Annotated in this window: 3 protein-coding genes; all 3 read right to left on the bottom strand. The window is 34.2% G+C overall.

Going from position 1 to position 6582, the window contains the following annotated elements:
- On the bottom strand, nt 1–659 hold a 659-nt coding region (locus K5G00_RS28565; RefSeq protein ID WP_238769909.1), incomplete at its 3' end, for a transposase.
- A gap of 1260 nt (nt 660–1919) precedes the next feature.
- Nucleotides 1920–4811 (bottom strand): beta-propeller fold lactonase family protein, encoded by a 2892-nt coding sequence (locus tag K5G00_RS28560; RefSeq protein WP_238769908.1) that lies wholly within the window; start codon nt 4809–4811, stop codon nt 1920–1922.
- A gap of 209 nt (nt 4812–5020) precedes the next feature.
- Nucleotides 5021–6448, bottom strand: a complete 1428-nt coding sequence (locus K5G00_RS28555; protein ID WP_238769907.1) for a S41 family peptidase — start codon at nt 6446–6448, stop codon at nt 5021–5023.
- Nucleotides 6449–6582 lie beyond the last annotated feature (134 nt).

Below are 6582 nucleotides of genomic sequence, written 5' to 3'. Positions count from 1 at the left end.
GAAGTTGAGATTTGCGATTGCCCTGATTCTTTTAATTGTTGTTCCAGCTTTTTGTATCCTTTCTTGCGCCGGTTTTGTTTTTTGATTTCTTTCTTAATTTCCTCTTTATCTCCATCGTTTTCAGCCAGGGCCTTTTCATATTCAGCCAGTTTGTTTTCGATATACGCCAGGTGACGGTCTATTTTCTTTTGGTTGAAGTTGTTTTTCTTACTGTTCTGTGCCCTGAGTTTTGTGCTGTCTCCCGCAACCAGTGTTCCTCCTATCAGGTTAAAGTATTTGGCTATCCTTACCGTTTCACGGAAAACTTTTTTGATGGCTGTCGGGTTGTCTCGCCGAAAGTTAGAGATCGTATTATGGTCAGGTGCCAGGCATTTAAGCAGCCACATCACTTCGATGTTGCGTTTGCATTCTTTCTCCAAATCGCGCGATGAACGCATCTTGTTTAAATACCCGTACATGTAAAGTTTTAACAAATCGGAAGGATGATAAGCCGGTCTTCCGTTTTCGGTATGGTCAACCTTAAAACCAAATTCCGGCAAATTGAGGCTGTCAATAAACAGGTCGATAATGCGGACCTCATTATCAGCGTTAACAGCATCATCGAGCGAAACCGGGAAAAGAGTGGTTTGTGCCCTGCTTTGTCCTATAATATACTTCATGTTTGAAGATACAGAATCATTGTTTTCGAAGGTGTTAACAAGTGCAGGAGTTCTTAACAAAATGCAGTTAGGTTTTTAGACAATCTGACGGTAAATTGTATGTTGTCGTTGCGGATTTGCGTGTGATTGTCCGTCCGCAGGACGAAAGACAATCATGCGGGAATCCGAAGTGACAACTTGCACCGAACCCGCAATGCAATATACAAAATGTTAGGGGCTGTATTTAATCTTTTGTCTTTTATCTTGATTAAAAGTCAAACCGTGCAGACATTTTGTATATCTATCGTGTTTTGTTAAAAGTCTAAATCTTTGAACCTGAGTGTTTTTTGTTTTGAACAATCATTGTCGATAAATTAAAAATCATTGAATCTGAACTCGTTGAAAATCCGTTTGTTTGCTCTTTAAAATCTAATTTTTAAAACCTATAGCGACGAGTATTGCTTTTTAAATTAGCCATTTTGTTTTTTTGAGCCTTTTAATCAAATCGTGGTTTTTATCTGTTTTTAATCGCCTTTTTTGTTTTATAATCTGGTTGCTTTTTATCTGAAATCAACACTCTGTCATTTGATTAATCATTTTTTATGGTCTCTTTATCTGTCCAATTTTATCTCTAAAATCCATTTTCTAAGAAATCAGTCGAGTAGGAGGTTTGTCATAAAATCATTTGTATTAGTCCGTGAATTATGAAGTTGAATTAGAGTTTTTATCTGGTATCTATCGAAAAATTTGTCTAAAAATCTGGATGTTTTTAAAATCGAAAATATGCTTGTCGATAATTTGGGAATCACGATGTTTTAATTAAACCTGTTTTTGAAATTTATTATCAAATCATCTATGCAACAGTTGCTTATATGCAGGAATTATATAGCCCCTAACGGTTTGGCTATGTGGAGTGCGGGACTTTGAAATGCTTCACTGTCAGGCTGCCACTGAGCCAATTCGTTTATTCATATTTTATTTTTATAGCCAAATCGTCAAAGACGAATTGGCGTTGTTGTTACGAAGAACTGCGGTTGAATCACTCACTGTGCCCCGCATTACATATAGCTTTTGTTGTGGTGTCGTTTTTTATTCTTCAATATTTTATAATCTCCATTTGTTTATTAAATCTATTTAGTTTCATTTTACTAATAATCCTCAAAGGGGAATCCATTAACGTTTCACGCATATGGTTTCACTGCTTAACTGTCTATTGGTATTTGAAAAATTGAACGTCTGTAAAATAAACATCGTATTTGTATATTTCTGAATTGTAGCCTATTATCTGATTGTGATCTTTTTTACCGTTATCTTTTCATTGTCTGTTAATCTTCCCAGATATATACTTACAGGTAAATTGCTCACATCCAATTCAGTTTTTAGATTTTTTATAGGTACGGTTATTACCGTTTTCCCATTTAAATCGGTAATTGAAAAGATCGTATTATTTCCGTAATGGATAGTTTCAATGGTAATAATGTCTCTTACTGGATTCGGGTATAATTTGAAATCCAACTTGGTCATATCATTTGTTGAACTAATACGTTCAACTGTTATCTTGATGGAGTCGGTTTCTAGGCATCCGTTACCATCTGTAACTTTAACTGTAAATATATGGTCTCCAACTCCATAATCAGAACAGTCAATTAATTTATTGTAATATATTGAACTATCATTCCACAGGTATCTGTAACTCCAATCATTATATGTCACAGGAAATAAGTAAATTGAGTCCGACAACTGTAATGTAGTGTCGGGGCCCAGATCAACATTTATTTTTGGGAAAAACATCACATAAGTCGAATCCTTGCCTTTTCTCCCCAAACTATCGGTCACATAAACCGTATATTCCCCAACTGAATCTATTTTAATTGAGTTTGTTGTTTCACCAGTTGACCAAATACAATCATAACTATTGTCAACAGATAAAAACACATCATCTGTGCAACCTTGGGTAATATTATTTAAACCAACAGGAATATTTAATTCATAGCTTGCAAGCAATTTTGAATACTGTGAAGCCAAATAAACATTTTTCAAATCAGAAGATATTTGTATTGCCGGGCCTGCATTACTATAAGTACTAATATCAGTGTAGCGTTTGTGTTGTTCTAATGTTAATTTTCCTGTTTCAATATTACGATGGAATGAAAATATTGATTTTCCCTGCCTTGTAACTCCAATAAATGATTTGTCATCGATACTAATTGCTGCATCAAAAAATCTATATATGTATGGTATGCCAAGATCTTCAATGTCTATATCATAAAGAAAAGAAAGATGTCCGTCGGATGTATCTCTTTCAAAGCAATGAATTTTTTGTCCGATCGTGTATAGAAATCGATTGTCATTACTAAGCAATATTTTGGAAGGTTCATTAATTGCGTTCCCATTTGAATCCTTAGAAATAGTTTCCAATATTGTGAGGCTACCGTCTGCAGGATTTCTTGAATAAACCGAAATACCATCCATAAAAAAGACGGAGTTAGAAGCAGTATAGACATTCTTGCCATCGTTACTTGTAACAATACTTTTAATGCCTGACAAGCCAAAATTGTCGGATTCATTGTCTGATAAAAACGACTGGAAAGTTAAATCTGCACTATCAGGGTCAATGCTGTATGTAATAATCTGGTTGACAGTTGCAGAATAGAAATTCTTTCGATCAGGAGAAAAGGCAATATCGGTAATCGAGTTTAGTCCCAATCCGGAATCAGTATAAGATTTGTAAAAATCAAGATTGCCACTAACAATATCTCTTTTTAAAATACGAATCCCATACATGTTGGTCGAATTTATAAACAAATATTCATCATCTGGACTCATTTCAAATCCATAGGTTGCTCCAATGGGCGGTCCCAGAGAATCCCATTCCATTGCATGGTCAAATAAAAGTCTTCCATCTTGTAAACGGTGATAAACTCCTATGGATTTTAATCCTCCATAAGCAAGGGTATAAATATTTTTACCGTCATTGGAAATTGCAAGATCGATAACTTCAGACAGACCTCTTATTTTACCATCTTCATTGGCAACGGTTTTTAGAAGAGTTAATAAACCAGTGGATGGTTTTCTATTGAACAGAAACAATTTATCATCATATTTACTTACACAATACAAGATTGTATCATTACAAAGATGAGCCCCAATATTATCAAATCCTTCAAAACCGTTTTTCCCCTCCTGTATTACCTGCAGATAGGAAAGGTGTCCTGTTACCGTGTCTCTACTAAATACGGATATGTCTTGCATGCCAACTAAATACAAAAACCTGTCATCAGGGCTTAGAATCATATCTGTAGCAAACCAGAATGAATTGATATTTTCATTTATATCGATTTTTTGGCTAAACGTTAATTTCCCATTAATTTCATCTGCACGATATACGATTAGAGATTCTTTAGCTGTGTTATTATTAAATACATAAACTGATTTGCCATCATGACTTGCTGCAATTCTTGCCGGGATGCTCAACCTATCGTTAGTGGTTAGAGTCTGTATTAACTTTAAGCTATCCGTTTCAATGATTCGTTCAAATACGCATACGCTGGTATCGCGATAGCCTAGTGAAGCACTATATAAAAAACGATTATTCGGACTAGCTGCAATCCATAACAAATCATCCACATTCTTTTTATTACAGTAGGAAAGCTTGCCCGTCGTTGTGTCAATTTTAAATGTAAGAATGTAGCTTGGGTTCGAAGTAGATAGATATAAGTTTCTTTTGTCCGGAGAAATAACAAGTTTACTTAAATTTGCATTGCCTAAATTTGGAATACTGTCACTAGTAAAATTCTGTATCAATTTCAGGCTATCACTGGATTCATTCCACAATAAGACATTTAAATGATGATTGCCCGTTACGTATAAACATTTATTTAGCAGAACCAAGTCATCAATATTCCAAAAGCCAGGCACATTATCGGGATAATGCGACATCCTTTCAATAAAGCTAAAATCGATGAAAGCTGTATCGGTCGCGAGGTGGGTAACTCCGTGATACGCCGCGATAAAAAGGTTCTGGCCTGAAGAGTCGGTAGTTATCCGGCTGGGATAATGTAATCCTTCTATCCCACCTTGGCCTTCATAATAACTTTCAAGATGCGTAACTTGTGCATTGCTAGTGAAACAAATAATTATAAATAAGCTGAATATGTAATGATTTATTTTCATGTTTGATGTATTAAAAATAGCAATGATTTAATCCATTTCTTTCTTCTCTGATTCTTATTTTAGGACGACACAAAATGCACCACAACGTTGAGTATAAGAATAGTAGCCGATTTCGTGGCACTTTCCTGTCAAGTTACACAAGAGTTGAAACGGGCTACAACCCTTGATTTTACTGCTGTATCGGCTATTATTTTTATACATTGTTAGCTTTAGTTGTTTTTTTTCAATCGAATCAATTCCAACGCTTTATCAAGTTCTAAATCGGAATCTTTTATTTTTTCTTCAATCGAATATTTAATTAAATAATCTGGTCGAATATAGTTTGTTTTATAAATCGAACTATCTATTGCATTGTGAAAAGTCCTTATTGGAATAGCTACATAAATCTTTGTATTCGGTAATGTTAAACCAATCCAATTTCCGCCATTGTAACCAGAATATGCGCCAGAGGGAGACTCTCCTACAAGTTTACCTATTTTTAAATATTGTGCCAAAGCAGAAACACTAGATGCTGTTGAGTGTGAGCACCCATTTATCAAAAAATAGACTTCCCCTTTAAATACTTCTTTTTGTGGTTTAAAAACATTGTCCATGCCGATGGCAACATATTCTCCTTTTTCATTCTTTTTATGGTCATGCCTAATATCGAAGTTCCATTTCCAATCTTTATCAGTGTACTTAAGATTCTTATAATGATTTGAAGAAGCTGTTACTTTGTAATAAAATTGAAATGGATTGTCATAAAGAAAAGATAATAAGTATGCTCCTTTATCTGTATCTCCACCCATGTTCCATTTTAAATCAATAATTAGATTTTCTATTCCAAGTTTTTGTATGCTGTCAAATGTGTTTAAAATATACTTGTCATAATTAAATTCTTGCTGTTCAAGTCTCCATCCTTCAAACGAACCAATTTTCAGGTAAGCTGTATTTAATCCGTCAATAATTTTAAAATCCAATTTATTATCTCTTCTTATTGGGTAATTTGACCTTGCTTTATTTAGTTTATCCCTATTTATTGCTGAAACAAATAATGAGGTATCTTTATCAGAATTTATGTCAATCACTTGTAATTTAAATGTATCAGCTTCACCAACAAGTTGTGTAAAATACATAGGGAAATCGACTTCTATAATCCTGTCTTTGAAATTGTTATTATTCCCATCAGATGGGATTCCTTCTCTTAAAGTCTTAAAAATAGATTTTGCATCAAACCCATTTATAGATTTAAGTTTCCAAATCCCTTTTAAATCAATTATTGAATCATAAATACGATTGATATATATATCATCCTTTACGACAAAGACATCAATTGGGATAAGCTTAGTAAATATACCTTTAGGCGGATAAATACCAGTATGTCCACATTGGATTTTATCGGTTAGAGATAAAACAATCAGTCGGTAATAATCTGTTACGGACATTGAATCGATTATACAATTTTGAATAGAGTCTAAAATAAAATTGAATTCATCTTTATTCGTATACATGTATAATCCATGATGCGCTTCTTCCAATACTTCTCTTAATATCTCAAAGTCAGTAGTAAGTTCTTTTTGACTAAATCTATTTCTATTTGAGTCAATCTCTCTCGAACAGCCAACTAATAACAGAATAATAGGTAAAATATATTTCATTTTGTTCATTATTTGCAGGGTGTTTCTCACAATTGCAGGTAACGGTGGTGGTATGAGGTCGTGGCGGTCAGACGAGAGTCTGAGTGTCCGACCGAAACTGAGGTTGGGACGAGATTCGACTTGTCGAATCCGCA

The sequence above is a fragment of the Maribellus maritimus genome, from assembly GCF_022267315.1.
GTDB classification, from domain to species: Bacteria; Bacteroidota; Bacteroidia; order Bacteroidales; family Prolixibacteraceae; genus Draconibacterium; species Draconibacterium maritimum.
Note: the sequence above shows the minus strand (reverse complement) of the source record. Positions and strands in the feature narration are given on the sequence as shown.